This is a genomic window from Flavimobilis rhizosphaerae, assembly GCF_014852685.1.
GTDB classification, from domain to species: domain Bacteria; phylum Actinomycetota; class Actinomycetes; order Actinomycetales; family Cellulomonadaceae; genus Flavimobilis; species Flavimobilis rhizosphaerae.
In genome coordinates, this window is the sequence record NZ_JACZDF010000001.1 from 635,053 (window position 1) to 649,357 (window position 14,305).

Annotated in this window: 10 protein-coding genes; all 10 read left to right on the forward strand. The window is 75.0% G+C overall.

Annotated elements, in window-relative coordinates:
* Position 1 precedes the first annotated feature (1 nt).
* The 10 genes from IGS67_RS02740 (at position 2) to IGS67_RS02785 (ending at position 14,268) form a co-directional block, all read left to right on the forward strand.
* Complete coding sequence (locus IGS67_RS02740) at positions 2–2,740, forward strand: FtsX-like permease family protein (RefSeq protein ID WP_192277559.1); 2,739 nt, start codon at positions 2–4, stop codon at positions 2,738–2,740.
* Positions 2,737–5,406, forward strand: coding sequence for an FtsX-like permease family protein (locus IGS67_RS02745; protein ID WP_192277561.1), 2,670 nt, complete (start codon positions 2,737–2,739; stop codon positions 5,404–5,406). The genes IGS67_RS02740 and IGS67_RS02745 overlap by 4 nt, the downstream gene beginning before the upstream one ends.
* A gap of 34 nt (positions 5,407–5,440) precedes the next feature.
* Positions 5,441–6,457 carry an ABC transporter ATP-binding protein gene (locus tag IGS67_RS02750; protein ID WP_192277563.1) on the forward strand — a complete coding sequence of 339 codons (1,017 nt, stop codon included), beginning with the start codon at positions 5,441–5,443 and terminating at the stop codon, positions 6,455–6,457.
* Positions 6,454–7,092 carry an ABC transporter ATP-binding protein gene (locus tag IGS67_RS02755; RefSeq protein ID WP_192277565.1) on the forward strand — a complete coding sequence of 213 codons (639 nt, stop codon included), beginning with the start codon at positions 6,454–6,456 and terminating at the stop codon, positions 7,090–7,092. The genes IGS67_RS02750 and IGS67_RS02755 overlap by 4 nt, the downstream gene beginning before the upstream one ends.
* Before the next feature lie 137 nt (positions 7,093–7,229).
* Positions 7,230–9,140, forward strand: coding sequence for a translational GTPase TypA (gene typA / locus IGS67_RS02760; protein WP_192277567.1), 1,911 nt, complete (start codon positions 7,230–7,232; stop codon positions 9,138–9,140).
* Positions 9,141–9,152: 12 nt separating this feature from the next.
* On the forward strand, positions 9,153–10,118 hold the full coding sequence (locus IGS67_RS02765; RefSeq protein WP_192277570.1) for a PIG-L family deacetylase: 966 nt from the start codon (positions 9,153–9,155) through the stop codon (positions 10,116–10,118).
* 4 nt (positions 10,119–10,122) lie between these two features.
* A complete protein-coding gene (locus IGS67_RS02770) occupies positions 10,123–10,530 on the forward strand; it encodes a DUF6113 family protein (protein WP_192277572.1) in 408 nt (135 codons plus the stop codon).
* Between the two features lie 67 nt (positions 10,531–10,597).
* Complete coding sequence (locus tag IGS67_RS02775) at positions 10,598–12,385, forward strand: VanW family protein (protein WP_192277574.1); 1,788 nt, start codon at positions 10,598–10,600, stop codon at positions 12,383–12,385.
* Between the two features lie 84 nt (positions 12,386–12,469).
* Positions 12,470–13,339, forward strand: coding sequence for a hypothetical protein (locus IGS67_RS02780; protein ID WP_192277576.1), 870 nt, complete (start codon positions 12,470–12,472; stop codon positions 13,337–13,339).
* 8 nt (positions 13,340–13,347) lie between these two features.
* A complete protein-coding gene (locus IGS67_RS02785) occupies positions 13,348–14,268 on the forward strand; it encodes a prephenate dehydratase (RefSeq protein ID WP_328741373.1) in 921 nt (306 codons plus the stop codon).
* Positions 14,269–14,305: the final 37 nt, after the last annotated feature.

Consider the following 14,305-nt stretch of genomic DNA (forward strand, 5'->3'; position numbering starts at 1 on the left):
CGTGACGGGCCTCGCGAGGCTCGCGGGTCGTCGCGCTGCGGCGGCCCGCGGGCATCTCGTCGCGCTCGGGGTCCTTGCGGCGCTCGTCGTCGCGTGCGCCGTCGGCGTGCTCGGCCAGGTCGAGCAGGGCGTCCGCGACGTCGTGCGCGACTCCGCGGCCCTCGACGGCGACGGCGGCAGGCTTGTCCTGCGGACGCGTCTGCTCGCCGACGCCGACGCGCAGGACCGCACGGTCCGGGACCTCGTCGGGGACGCGACCCGCGGCGCGCGGACCGTCGTCGAGCGTGCGCAGTCGCCCGACGCCGCCGACACCCCCTTCGTCACGTGGACGGTGTCGGTCGACAGGGCGACCGTCGAGCCCGACGACGTCGAGCGGCTCGCGGGCGGCCTCGGAGCGCTCGAGGCCGCGTTCAAGGCGTCCGACGCGCAGTCTCGTGGCGTCGTCGTCAGCGGGGGCCTCGTCGCGACGACGACGAGCCTCGCCGCGCGTGTCGGCGCGTTCCGGCAGGTCGCGATCGTTCCCGTGCTCGTGCTCGGGGTCGTGGGTGCCGTCGGGCTCGGGCGGGTCGCGCGTCAGCTCGTCGCCGGACGTCGGCCCGAGGACGCGCTCCTCGCGTCCCGCGGCGTGAGCGGGCGCCAGCTCCGCGCGCTTGCCGGGCTCGAGACGGGAGCGGTCACGGCGCTCGGCGCGGCTCTCGGCGGAGGCGCCGCCTCTGCGCTGCTCGCCGCGACGACCGGAGCCGTCGCCGGGCTCGGTCCGCGTGCCCTCGTCGCGGGTGCCGTCACGGTGCTCGTCGCGACCGTGACGACGGCCGTCCTGGCGGGACGGCAGCTCGACGACATCGTGCGTGCCGAGCCGCGCGGGAGCGTCGCCGCCGGCCCCGTCGTCACTGCCGTCGGGCTCAGTACGCTCGCCGTCGCCGCGGGGTGGCGCCTCGCGGTCGCGGGGGAGGGCGCGCCCGACGTGTTCGCGGTGAGCGCCCCCGGCGTGCTGCTCGTCGTCCTCGTGCTGCTTGGCGTCCAGGCGACGGGTCCGGCGTTCGGGCTTCTCGCGCGGCGCGCGGCCCGGGGCCGCGGACTCGATCGCGTCCTCGCGCTTCGCTCCGCTGCGCGCCGACACGGGGTGAGGCTTCCTGCTCTCGTCGTCGGTCTCGCCGTCGGGACGCTCGTCCTCGCGAGCTGCTTCGGGGCGTCCGTGGCGCTCGGCGGGGCCAGGCTCGCGACGCTCGCCGCAGGCGCCGACGTCCGGGTCACGGTCGCGACGAGCGGACCCGTGACGGGCGCCGACGTCAACCGCGCGCCCGGTACGGCTGCCGGCGCGGTCGCGGGCGCGGCGGTCGTCGTGCGGCCCGGGAGCGTCGGCTCCGACGAGGTCACCGTCGTCGCAGCCCGCCCGGGCGACCTCGAGGTCGTCCTGCGTGACGGCGCGGGCATCACGGATGCGCTCCGCGGAGGACCGCACCTCGGCGGCCCCGCGGTCGGCGAGGCCGGCCTCACCGTGCCCGTGCACGCCCGACTCGACCTTCCGGGCCCGCTCGAGGAGGGCTTCAGCACCGAGAACCTCTCGCTCCGCGTTACCGGAAGCGCGTGGTTCGTCGACGCCGACGGACGGTGGGCGTTCGTGAGGGCGGACGGCGTCGAGCTCGATGCCGTCGGCGCGGGAGCGTCGGGCACGCTGCGCCTCGAGGTGCCCGACGCGGGGCCGTGGCACGTCGTCGCGCTCGATGTCGCGGCCGACGACGTCCTCCACAACGGCTCGTCCGACGACGCGAGCCTCGCCGGAGCGGGCGGCGCCATCACCGTCGAGGTCGGAGCGATGACGGGGGCCGACGGGACCGCCGGACCGCCGACCTGGACGCGCGAGCCCGCCTGGACCCCAGCGGACGAGGTCGCCGCGGACGAGGTCCCCGCAGGCACCACCCTGCGCTGGGTCGGACCCGGAGGACCCCGCGACCCCGCGGCGCCGGTCCTGCCCGGCGTCATCGACACGTCGCTCGCCCGTGCGCTCGACCTCGCGGTCGGCGGGACCCTCCCCGTGACCGTCGCCGGGGCGACCGTCGACGTCCGCGTGAGCGAGATCCGCGACACCGTGCCGGGTGCGCCCGCACCTGCGGTGCTCGTCGACGCCGACGCCCTGCGCACGGCCCAGGTCGCGGCGGGCGGCGCAGCGCTGCGCTCCGAGGAGGTCTGGCTCCGGGCCGACGCGTCCGACGCGGCTGCGGCCGCGGCCGCCAGCGAGCTCACCGCCGACCTCGTCGCGGCAGGAGCCTGGGGTACGACGCACGACGACGTCGCCACCGTCGCCGAGCCCCGGGGGACCGACGTGCCCGCCGCGTTCTGGACCGCTGGCCTCGCGACCGTGCTGCTCGCGCTCGCCGGGCTGCGCTCGACGACGGCGGCGCAGGCGGCCACCCGCGAGGGAGAGACGGTCGCGCTCCGGGCGCTCGGCCTCGACGGCCGGCGCCAGGGGCGGCTGCGGGCGGCCGAGACCGCCTGGGTGCTCGGCGCGGGCACTGTCGTCGGCCTCGCTGTGGGGGCGGTCGTCGCGCTCGTCGCGACTCCCGTGCTCGTGCGGGCAGCGACGGGGAGCGTCGGCACGATGCCCCTCGCGTTCGACGTCCCGCCGCTGCTCGCGGGTCTGGCTGTGCTCGCCGCGGGAGCCGCCGGGCTCGTCGCGCTCCACGCCCGGACCGTCGTGCGGCAGGCCGAGGACCGCGACCTGCGGGAGGTGTCGGCATGAGCCGCACGTCCTCGCGTGCATCGCTCCTCGTCCGCAGCCTGCGCCACCGCGTCGGTGCAGGCGTCGTCGTCGCGCTCGTCGCCCTCCTCGGCGCCGGCGTCGTCACTCTCTGGCCCCGGGGCGTTGCCGCGATGGAGGCCGAGGTCGTCGGAGCCCGGGTCGGAACGTCCACGGACCTCGCACGCGACCTCACCGTACGGACGTCGAGCTGGGCGTTCGACGAGGACGAGGCGCCCGGCCTCGAGGGCACCATGCAGCGCGTCCTCGGCCCCGCGCAGGCGTACCTCCTCGCGCTGCGGGACGCGATCCCCGAGCCGGCACGACGCCTCGTCGGCGAACCCCAGGTGCGCCTGTCCGACGCGACCGACCCGCTCGCGCAGGTGGCCGACGGTCCCGGGTCCGACGTCCGCTTCCCCGAGCTCGTCCGCTCTGCCGCCCCGGGCTTCCTCGAGCGCGTCCGGCTCGTCGAGGGGCGCGTCCCGACCGACGCCGTGCCGCGTCCGGGCGAGCCCGCCGAGACGCTCGTCTCGGCCGACGGCGCGGCGCGGCTCGGGTGGGACGTCGGCGAGGTCCGCGGTGCGACCCTCAGCGACGGTGGCTACACCCTCGTCGGCACGTACGAGGTCGTCGACCCGTCCGACGGCTACTGGCTCCACACGCCCGCGGGCGCCGGGCCCGCGGTCCTCGAGGACCTCGACAGGGGCGTGACGGTCCGGGTCCTCGGCATCGTCGACCCCGAGGTCCTCGCGATGACGGCGGCGCGACCCGTGCTCGACGCGTGGTTCCCCGTGAGCGGCGCGGGAGTCGCCGACCCGACGACGGTCGCTGCGCAGCTGCGCGCGGCGGCGGCGTCCGCGTCCGCCGACCTCGGGGGCGTGCGCTTCTCGACGGGCATGCCCGACCTCCTCGACAGCGCGGTCGCCGACGTCGCGACGTCGCGCACGCTCGCCTCGTTCGCGCTCGCCGGCCCGCTCGCGGCCCTCGCGCTCGCGCTCGGCGTCGGCACGCAGGGACTCGTCGCACGGCGGCGCGAGGATGGGGCGCTCGCGCGGGCCCGAGGCGCGTCGGGGCTCCAGGTGCGCGGCCTCGCAGCGCTGCAGACGTGGTGCGTCGCGCTGCCCGCGGCCGCCCTCGGCGCGGGCGGTGCCGCGGCTCTCGGCAGCGGTGTCGGACCGGGCGCGCCGGGCGACCTGCTCGGTGCGGCGGTCGTCGGGACCGCTCCCGGGCTGCTCGCCGCCGCGCTCGTCGCGCCGCCCCGGGCGTCCGTCGCCCGCACGAGGATCGTGCGTGCGCTGCGCGTCGCGGGAGCCGTCGTGCTCGTCGTTGCGGCGGCCGTCGTCACCGTGCTCGCCCTCGCCGGGAGGCTCCCGTCCGACGATCCGCTCGTCGTCGCGCTGCCCGCGCTCGTCGCCGCCGCGACCGCCGTCCTCGTCGTCGCGCTCGTCCGGCCGCTGCTCGGCCTGCTCGTCGCGGCCGCCCGCCGGCGTCCGGGGCCGGGTGCGCTCGTCGGTCTCGCCCGCGCGGCGCGCGGCCGGCCGGGCGTCGTCGCGGGGATCCTCGCGCTCGTCGTCGGGACGGGCGTCGTCGTCCAGGCGACCGCGCTCCTCACGACGGTGCGCGCGGGCGCGGCCGACGGCGCGTGGGAGGCGACCGGGGCAGACCTCCGGCTCTCTGGGCCTCGCATGACGCCCGAGCTCGTCGCCCGGGTCGAGGCCGTCGACGGTGTGCGGCTCGCGGTCGCCGCCGAGGTCGTCACCCCGGCCGACATGCGCCGTGGTGCGTCGGGCGCGAACGTCGAGCTGCTCGCGGTCGACACCGCCCGGCTCGCACGCCTCGACGCCGAGGGCTACCGTCACGCGCTGCCCGACGGCCTCACGGCGACGGACGGTCCCGTGCCGGTCGTCGTCTCGACGTCCGTCCGGGCCGACACGGGCGGAGCGCTGCCCGACGGCACGACGCTTCAGGTCGACGGCCTGCGGCTCCCCGTGGTCGAGGTCGCGTCACGCGACGTCGTCGCAGGTCTCGGACGCGGCTCCCGGTGGATCCTCGCCGACACGGGCGTGCTCGCCGCGCACGGCCTCACCCGCTCGGCCCCGGCCGTCCTCCTCGTCGATGTCGAGGACTCGCTCGACGCTGCGGCCGTCACCGCGCTCGGCGACCGCCTCGCGGAGATCGTCGGGACGGGCGACGTCCGCTCGTTCGCCCCGGTGCGCGACGCCCGCCTCGCCGACCCGACCGTCGCGTGGCTCGTCCGTGGCGTCCTCGTCGGCGCCGCCGTCGCGGTGCTCGGGGTCCTCGCGGCGCTCGTCGCCGCGCTCGCCGCGGCAGCACCGGCGCGACGACGTACGCTCGCGACCCTCCGCAGCGTCGGTGCGAGCACGCGCGACGTGAGGGCCGCGGTCGCGGCCGAGCTCACCGGCTGGGTCGTCCCTGGCGTCGTCGTCGGCGCAGCGCTCGGCCTCGGCCTCACGCTCGTCGCCGTCGGCGTCGTCGACCTGCCGACGTTTCTCGGGGCGCGCGAGGTCCCGCCGCGCGTCGACCTCCGTGCGCTCGCCGTCGTCGTCGGTGCGGTCGCCGCCGCCGTTGCGGCCGCGACGTTCCTCACCGCGCGCGGCGGGGACCACCGCGCACGCGACGCCGCCCTGCTCGCCGAGGGAGAGGGATGACCGCCATGACCGTCCGCACCGCCGAGGAGGCACCATGACCGCCGTCTGGGACGAGGCCCGCACCGACGAGACCGAGCCCGACATCCTCTGCCGCGACCTCGTGCGCATCTTCGTCACCGAGGGTGTCGAGGTCCAGGCCCTCCAGGGACTCACGCTGCGCGTCGAGCGGGGCGAGGTCGTCGCGCTCGTCGGCGCGTCCGGCTCCGGCAAGTCGACGCTCCTGTCGATCCTCTCGGGCCTCGACCGGCCCACCGGCGGGGCGGCACGCGTCGCCGGCCAGGACCTCGTCGCCATGACACGTGCCGAGCGCGTCGACTTCCAGCGCCACCGCGTCGGCTTCGTCTGGCAGCAGACCGCGCGCAACCTCCTGCCGTACCTCACGGCCACGCAGAACGTCGTCGTCCCCATGGCCCTCGCGGGGACGCCGCGGCGGACCGCGGCCCGCGCCGCGCGGGCCGCCGAGCTCCTCGCGCTGCTCGGCGTCACGCACGTCGCCGACCGGCTGCCCGCGCACATGTCCGGCGGCGAGCAGCAGCGCGTCGCGATCGCCGTCGCGCTGGCGAACGACCCCCGCGTCCTCCTCGCCGACGAGCCGACCGGCGAGCTCGACGAGGCGACGAGCGCCGAGGTCCTCGAGGCGTTCCGCACCGCGAACGCCGAGCTCGGCACGACCGTCCTCGTCGTCACGCACGACCCCGCGGTCGCCGACCACGTCTCCCGCACGGTCCGTATCCGCGACGGCCGCACCTCGCTCGAGGTGCTGCGCCGGCGCGAGGTCGGCGCCGACGGCGTCGCACGTGACCTCGTCGAGGAGTTCGCCGTGCTCGACCCCGTCGGCCGCATGCAGCTGCCGCCCGAGTTCGTCACCCAGCTCGGGCTGCGCGACCGCGTGCGCCTCGACCTCGAGCCCGACCACGTGAGCGTGTGGCCCGGGACGGGACCGTCGTCCGCCGCACCACCGACCGCCGCACCACCGACCACCACGTCCCCGCCGACGTCGGGCGGGTCCCGCCCCGCGGGCCGCCACGCCGCGACCGAGGAGCAGTCATGACCGAGGTGCTGCTGCGCGCGCACGACGTCTCGCGCGAGTTCCGCACGCCCGCGGGCGTCGTCCACGCCGTCGTCGGGGTGAGCCTCGAGGTCCGCGCGGGCGAGCTCGTCGTCGTCCGCGGACGCTCGGGCGCGGGCAAGACGACGCTCCTCGGCATGCTCGCGGGGGCCGACGTCCCCACGTCCGGCGCGGTCGAGCGGCCCACGGAGCCGGGGGAGACGGGCTATGTCATGCAGACCTTCGGTCTCGTCGACGTGCTCTCCGCCGCCGAGAACGTCGAGCTGCCGTTGCGCGTCGTGCGCACGCCGTCGGCCGAGCGCGACGAGCGCGTGCGCGACGCGCTCGCGACCGTCGGCCTCGCCCGCCACGGGCACCAGCGTCCCGCCGAGCTCTCGGGAGGGCAGCGCCAGCGTGTCGCGATCGCCCGTGCGCTCGTCACCCGGCCCCGGCTGCTCGTCGCCGACGAGCCGACGGGCCAGCTCGACTCGGTGACCGCGGGCGCCGTCATGGACGTCCTGCGGGAGCTCACGCGCTCGGGCGGCGTCGCAGCGATCGTCGCGACGCACGACCCGATCCTCGTCGAGCGAGCCGACCGCGTCCTCGACCTCCACGACGGGCACCTCGCGGAGGTCTGAGCGCCGTCGAGCGCCGTGGGGAGGGTGTCACGTCGTGGACGTCACACGGCGCACCGGCTTGCGCGGGCGTTAGGATGGACCGTTGCGCAGCGGAGATGCGCGCGGCACCCCCACCCCCTGACGGAACGGTTACTCCTATGTCTGTGCGCTCCGACCTGCGCAACGTGGCGATCGTCGCCCACGTCGACCACGGCAAGACGACGATGGTTGACGCCATGCTGCACACCTCCGGAGCTTTCGGTGCGCACGACCACGTCGACGAGCGCGCGATGGACTCGGGCGACCTCGAGCGCGAGAAGGGCATCACGATCCTCGCGAAGAACACGGCGGTCCACTACACCGGACCGTCGGCCGCGGACTTCGGCCACCCCGAGGGCATCACGATCAACGTCATCGACACCCCCGGTCACGCCGACTTCGGTGGCGAGGTCGAGCGCGGCCTGTCGATGGTCGACGGCGTCGTCCTCCTCGTCGACTCCTCCGAGGGCCCCCTCCCGCAGACCCGCTTCGTGCTCCGCAAGGCCCTCGCCGCGAAGCTCCCGGTCATCCTCGTCGTCAACAAGGTCGACCGCGCCGACGCGCGTATCGACCACGTCGTCGCTGAGGCGACCGACCTCCTGCTCGGCCTCGCGTCCGACCTCCAGGACGAGGTCCCGGACCTCGACCTCGACTCCGTGCTCGACGTCCCCGTCGTCTTCGCCGCCGCGAAGGCCAAGCGCGCGTCGCTCAACCAGCCGGCCGACGGCTCGCTCCCTGACGCCGAGGACCTCGAGCCGCTCTTCCGCACGATCCTCGAGAAGATCCCCGCGCCGACGTACGAGGACGACGCGCCGCTCCAGGCCCACGTCACCAACCTCGACGCCTCGCCGTTCCTCGGCCGCCTCGCGCTCCTGCGTGTCTTCAACGGCACGATCCGCAAGGGCCAGACGGTCGCGTGGGCGCGCCACGACGGCACGCTCCAGAACGTGCGCATCACCGAGCTCCTCGCGACGAAGGCGCTCACGCGCGTCCCCGCCGAGTCCGCGGGCCCTGGCGACATCGTCGCCGTCGCCGGCATCGAGGACATCACCATCGGCGAGACGCTCACGGACCCGGAGGACCCGCGTCCGCTGCCGCTCATCACGGTCGACGACCCGGCCATCTCCATGACGATCGGTATCAATACCTCCCCGCTCGCGGGCAAGGGCGGCAAGGGCCACAAGGTCACCGCGCGCCAGGTCAAGGACCGCCTCGACGCCGAGCTCATCGGTAACGTCTCGCTCCGCGTCCTGCCGACCGAGCGTCCCGACGCGTGGGAGGTCCAGGGCCGCGGTGAGCTCGCGCTCGCGATCCTCGTCGAGCAGATGCGTCGCGAGGGCTTCGAGCTCACCGTCGGCAAGCCGCAGGTCGTCACGAAGAAGATCGACGGCAAGGTCCACGAGCCGATCGAGCGCATGACGATCGACGTCCCCGAGGAGTTCCTCGGCGCCGTCACGCAGCTCATGGCGCAGCGCAAGGGCCGCATGGAGAGCATGACGAACCACGGCACCGGCTGGGTGCGCATGGAGTTCATCGTCCCCGCGCGCGGCCTCATCGGCTTCCGCACGCGGTTCCTCACGGAGACCCGCGGCACCGGCATTGCCTCCTCGCTGTCCGAGGGCTACGAGCCGTGGGCCGGCCCGATCGAGACCCGCGTGACGGGCTCGCTCGTCGCCGACCGTGCCGGCAAGGTCACGCCCTACGCGATGATCAACCTCCAGGAGCGCGGCTCGTTCTTCGTCGAGCCGACCGCCGAGGTGTACGAGGGTCAGGTCGTCGGGGAGAACTCCCGCAACGAGGACATGGACGTCAACATCACCAAGGAGAAGAAGCTCACGAACATGCGTGCGGCCTCTTCCGACAACTTCGAGAACCTCGTGCCGCCGCGTCGTCTCACGCTCGAGGAGTCCCTCGAGTTCACGCAGGAGGACGAGTGCGTCGAGGTGACGCCGGAGATCGTCCGCATCCGCAAGGTCGTCCTTGACCAGACCGAGCGGGGCCGCGCCGCCTCGCGCGCCAAGAAGTCCTGACACGCGGCTGACGTGCGCCTCCTCGCGGTCCACGCCCACCCCGACGACGAGACCCTGTCCACAGGGCCTCTGCTCGCGGCATGGGCGCGGACGGGGGAGGCGTTCGTCGTCACGTGCACGCGCGGCGAGCGCGGGGAGGTCCTTGGGCCGCACCGCGCTCTCGAGGGCGACGGCCCCGCGCTCGCGGCGCACCGCGAGACCGAGCTCGCGACGGCGCTCGCCGCGCTCGGCGTTCACGGCCACGCGTTCCTCGACGCCCTGCCCGTCCCTGCGGGGGCGCGGGCGCTTCCGGGGACAGTCGCCGACTCGGGGATGCGGTGGGTCGACGTCCCGGGCGGCACCGCGGGTCCCGCCGACGACGGGGGCCCGGACGCCCTGACGAGCGTGCCGCTCGACGACGCGGCCACCGTGCTCGCGGCGCACGTGAGAGCGCTCGCGCCCGACGTCGTCGTCACGTACGACGCCGGCGGCGGCTACGGCCACCCCGACCACGTGCGCACGCACGAGGTGACGGTGCGGGCGCTCGCGCTGCTCGCCGCGGCGGGCGACGACGTCCCGCCGCTCCTGTGCCCGTCGACGCCGCCCGCGACGGACGTCACCGTGCGCGCACACCTCGCCGGCGCGCCCTGGGTCACGGACGTGCGCGCGGCTCACGGGCTCAGCCTGCCCGCCGCGGACAGCCCGCCCGCCGTCGTCGCCGACCGCGAGATCGTCGTCGAGGTCGACCTCGCGCCCGTGCTCGACGCGGTGCTCGGCGCGCTCCGCGCGCATGCGACCCAGGTGACGGCCGTGACCGCCGCCCCGTCCTCGGACGAGGTGCTTGCGGCCGTCTTCGCACTCTCGAACCTCGTCGTCCAGGGACTGCCGCGCACCGCGACCTACGCGCTGCTCGGCGCGGACGGCCACCGTCCGGCCGCCCCCGGCACGACGCGCTGGACGCGCGCGATCCTCCCTCCCGGCGTCCGACGGGTAGCGTGAACGGATGACGCCGCACCGGATCCTCCACCTGCTCGCCGCGCTCGCCGTCGGGGCGACCGTCGGCGCGCTCGGAACCTTCGGGCACCGGTCCCTCGTGCCGTGGGGACTCGTCCTCGGGATCATCGCGAGCGTCGCGGCGGCCGTCTGGCTCCGCGCGACCTTCGGCCCCATGCCCGTCATGGCGTACGTCGTCGGCTGGGTCGTCGCCGTCCAGGTGCTCGCCGCGGGCGGCCCGGGCGGGGACACGCAGGTCGTTGCCGACACGACCGGGTACGTGTGGGTGTACGGCACCGTCCTCCTCGTCATCGCGACGCTGTGGCTGCCGCGTTCATGGTTCGCGGACGTCGAGGCAAGGTGGCCAGGAGCACGTCGAGGGGTCCCAACGGCCGCCGACGGTCAGAACGTAGGATGATCGCGCGCAGCAGGGAGCGCACCAGGGGGCGTGGCCACGTGCCACGACGGCAGGAACGGATGAACGTATGACGCAGGACCGCACCGGGACCGGAGCACAGAAGGGCTCTCCGCTCGACAAGTTCGAGGCGGAGGCACCCAAGGAACGCACGGGCCGCGGCCTCAAGGTCGCGCTGTGGACCGCGCTCGGCCTCGTCGTCCTCGCAGGAGGGTACGTCACCGCGCAGGTCGTCACGGCCGACCAGATTCCCCGCGGCACGACCGTCGCGGGAGTCGACATCGGCGGCAGGAGCCGCGCCGACGCCGTCGCGCTGCTCGACGCGCAGCTCGGGAAGCGCGCGACCGCCCCGATCACCGTCACCGCGGGGGAGCTCACGTCCGAGCTCGACCCCGTGGAGGCAGGGCTCGGCCTCGACGCCCGCGGCACGGTCGCAGGCCTCACCGGGTTCTCGCTCGCTCCCGCCGACCTCGTCCGCTCCCTCTTCGGCGGCGACGAGATCGCACCGTCGATCACTCTCGACGACGAGCTGCTCCGCAAGGAGATCGGCGAGACCGCCGAGAGCCTGCGGACCGAGCCCGTCGACGGCAAGGTCGCGTTCGTCGACGGCCGCGTCGAGGCGGTCCCCGCCGTCCCGGGGCTCGAGGTCGACCTCGAGCGCGCGCGGACGAAGATCCTTGACGCCTACCTCACGGTCACCGGTCCCGTGGACCTGCCGACCGCCGAGGTCGAGCCGGCGATCACCCAGGCCGAGACTGACGCCGCGCAGAAGACCGGCACGGCGCTCGTCTCCGCGCCCGTCCGCGTCGAGGTCGACGGGCAGAAGGCCGAGCTTCCCATCTCCGTGCTCGGCGCGGCCGCGACGTTCGTCGCGAAGGACGGGACCCTCACGCTCGACCTCGACAAGGACACGCTCGCGAAGGCCGTCCTCGACCGGACGAGCGACCTCGAGACCAAGGCCACGGCCGCGAAGTTCGTCTTCAAGGACGGCAAGCCCACGATCTCGGGCGGGAAGTCGGGGCTCGCGCTCGACCGCGACGCGCTCGCCGCGTCCGTCCTCGCAGCCGGGACAGGTCCCGGGACGCGCACCGCGACGGCCGCGCTCGTCGAGACCGAGTCCGAGAGCTCCCGCAAGGCGCTCGAGGAGCTCGGGGTGAAGAAGGTCGTCGCGGAGTTCTCGACGTCGCTCGCCGACTCGTACGCGGCACGCAACGCGAACCTCACGCTCGCCGCGAAGAAGATCACGGGCCAGCTCATCAAGCCGGGCGAGGAGTGGTCGCTCACCGAGACGCTCAGCCCCATCACTCGCGAGGCGGGCTACGTCAACGCGGGTGTCATCGACCGGGGGCGCCTCCAGGACGGCGTGGGCGGCGGCCTCTCGCAGATGGCGACGACGACGTACAACGCGTTCTTCTTCGCGGGCGTCGACATACTCGAGCACCGCCCGCACAGCTTCTACTTCTCGCGCTATCCCGAGGGGCGCGAGTCGACGATGTACGTCGGGTCGATCGACATGCGCATCAAGAACGACACCCCGTACGGCATCCTGATGCAGTCCTGGGTGAAGGACGGCAAGGTCACCGTCAAGCTCTGGTCGACGCCCCACTACACGGTGAAGTCGTCGACGTCGCCGCGTCGTGACGTCGTCCAGCCGCGGACGGTCTACTCGACCGAGAAGGGCTGCATCGCGCAGGGGGCCGGCCAGCCGGGCTTCGCTGTGACCGTGACGCGCAAGGTGTCGCTCGACGGCACGGTCGTCAAGGACGAGTCGAACGCGTGGCGTTACACGCCGCAGAACCGTTATGTGTGCGGTCCCGACCCGGCGACGCAGAAGCCCAAGAAGTCCGACGACGACTGAGACACCGCCCTGCCTGCGGCGTCCGCTCGGTAGGATCGCTGCGCGGCCCGTCCTGGGCCACCAGCAGCGGGAGGGACGGCAGCGATGCTCGGCAGGAGCGAACGGGAGTCGGGCGCGCACGCCCTCGCGGCGGCGCGCCAGGGCGCGTGGGACACGCACGAGAACCTCGACGAGCCGAGCGATCTGCTCGACCTCGGCGCGATGACGGCCGCGCTCGCGACGGTCTCCCGCATCGAGGGGCTGCGCGGCGTCATGCACGTCGGCCACCCGGCCGCGCCCGACCACGACCTCGAGCGTGCGCTCCTTGCGAGCTCCGCGTCGCTGCGGGTCACGGCCGTCGAGGCCGTCGCGTCCCGCTGGGTGTGGGTCGCGCGCGGCACGGAGCTCGACGGGCACGTCGTCGTCGACGAGGCGGGCATGCGGGACTGCCGCCACCAGCTGCGGACCCTCGGCGCGAGCCCCCACCTCGTGCCTGCCCGCACGCCGCTCGCGGAGCGCGTCGCGCTCGCGGGGGAGCACGGGTCGCTCGTCGTCGAGCGTGACCACGTGCCCGACGGTTTCACCGAGGTCGCCGGGTCGTCCGCGCTGAGCGAGCGCGCCCCGCTCTGGTACGGCCTCGTCGAGCCGGTTCCCGAGCCCGCGGACTTCGACGCGCCCGCGCAGGTGTGGCTCGCGTTCGGGCCGCGCGACGACCACAAGGGGTCGCTCAAGCTCACGCTGTCGCTCGTCTCGGAGGCCGGCATCGACCTCCAGCACCTGCGGTCGCAGCCGTCGGCCGACGGCCCGCACGTCTTCTTCGCGTCGTTCTCCGTGCCGACGTCGGCGCCGCTGCGCGCGCTCAAGGCCGATCTGTCGGAGCGGGGCGTCGCGCACCGCGTGCTCGGTGTCATGGCTGGTGAGGTCTTCGAGCCCGGGCCGGCCGCGGTCGAGCCCGTGTGGACGTCGAGGGACTGAGCGGCGCCGTGGCCTCGCTCGCGTACCTCGGCCCTGAGGGCACCTTCACGCATGCGGCGGCGCTCGCGCTGCCCGGCCGCGGCACGCCCGTCCCGCGGCCGCTCGTCACGGACGTCTACGACGACGTCGCGGCAGGCCGCGCGGACGCGGGCGTCGTCGCGATCGAGAGCTCGGTCGAGGGGTACGTCGTGCCGTCGCTCGACGCGATCGTCGCGGCGCGCGACGTCGTCGCGGTCGACGAGGTGACGGTCGACGTCGCGTTCGACGCGTTCACGCACCCCGACGCGGTGACGCCGACCGAGGTGACGGCGCACCCGCACGGGCTCGCGCAGTGCGCCGCGTGGATCGCCGCGCGGGGACTCACGGCCGTGCCGGCGTCGTCGAACTCGGCCGCGTGCCGGGACGTGCAGCCGCACCAGGTCGCGCTCGGGCCGACGCTGTGCGGTGAGCTCTACGGGCTCACGACCCTCGCGCGCGGCGTGCAGGACTTCGCGGGCGCGCGGACGAGGTTCCTCGTCGTCACGGACCGTGGGGCGGCGCGCGCCGAGCTCGGCGCTCGTCATGACGACGGCGGCGCGTGGCGGACCATGCTCGCGATCACGCCGCACGAGATCGGTCCGGGGGTCCTCGCGCGCATCACGGCGGCGTTCGGGGAGCGGGGCGTCAACATGTCCTCGCTCATCACGCGGCCGCTCAAGGCGCAGGAGGGCACGTACGTCTTCGTCGTGACGCTTGACGGTGCGCCGTGGGAGGAGGGTGTGCGTCCGCTCCTCGCGCAGCTGCTCGGGGCGGGGGACTCGCTCAAGACGCTCGGGGTGTTCCCGGCGCGGCCCGGGACGGACGCGGGCTTCGACACGTCGCGCGTCCCCGCCGGTTCGGTGCGTGCTGGGGACGATGACGTGACGCTCGCGCGGGAGCTCCTGTGGTGAGCGGGCGCGCCCCCGGGGCGACCTCCGCGTCGTCTGA

What these genes read in the sequence shown, in the direction of transcription:
- IGS67_RS02775 (WP_192277574.1), top strand. Translation starts at nt 10,598, where the DNA reads ATGACGCAGGACCGCACCGGGACCGGAGCACAGAAGGGCTCTCCGCTC.
- IGS67_RS02750 (WP_192277563.1), top strand. Translation starts at nt 5,441, where the DNA reads ATGACCGCCGTCTGGGACGAGGCCCGCACCGACGAGACCGAGCCCGAC.
- typA (WP_192277567.1), top strand. Translation starts at nt 7,230, where the DNA reads ATGTCTGTGCGCTCCGACCTGCGCAACGTGGCGATCGTCGCCCACGTC.
- IGS67_RS02780 (WP_192277576.1), top strand. Translation starts at nt 12,470, where the DNA reads ATGCTCGGCAGGAGCGAACGGGAGTCGGGCGCGCACGCCCTCGCGGCG.
- IGS67_RS02745 (WP_192277561.1), top strand. Translation starts at nt 2,737, where the DNA reads ATGAGCCGCACGTCCTCGCGTGCATCGCTCCTCGTCCGCAGCCTGCGC.
- IGS67_RS02755 (WP_192277565.1), top strand. Translation starts at nt 6,454, where the DNA reads ATGACCGAGGTGCTGCTGCGCGCGCACGACGTCTCGCGCGAGTTCCGC.
- IGS67_RS02770 (WP_192277572.1), top strand. Translation starts at nt 10,123, where the DNA reads ATGACGCCGCACCGGATCCTCCACCTGCTCGCCGCGCTCGCCGTCGGG.